1 protein-coding gene is annotated in these 239 nt (G+C 69.5%); it reads right to left on the bottom strand.

Features of this window, described 5'->3' with window-relative positions:
- Positions 1-239: DUF1275 family protein (locus tag SB756_RS34840; RefSeq protein ID WP_410913852.1), on the bottom strand; the 239-nt coding region annotated here is incomplete at both ends.

The raw sequence follows: 239 nt of genomic DNA, 5'->3' as shown, positions 1-239 counted from the left end.
CAACCAAGCGCCGAGCGCGGCCCCCGACAGCATGCCGGCCCAAGGCACCAGTTGCACCCGCCAGCCGTTACGCCGCTCGCCCAGCAGCCAGCGCCCCAGGCCACGGCCGAAACGGGACAGGGCGCCAGTAACGTAGGTCAGGCCGATGGGCAGGCCGTTCACCTGTTCGACCACGGCATTGATCATGCCCATCGCCAGTGTGGCGGCCAGTAATGCCGGGAAGGTGGCTGCCAACGGCC

Origin of the sequence: Pseudomonas sp. SIMBA_068 (assembly GCF_046534705.1) — a bacterium.
In the GTDB taxonomy this organism is placed as follows: domain Bacteria; phylum Pseudomonadota; class Gammaproteobacteria; order Pseudomonadales; family Pseudomonadaceae; genus Aquipseudomonas; species Aquipseudomonas putida.
This window is presented reverse-complemented; position numbering and strand designations above follow the sequence as displayed.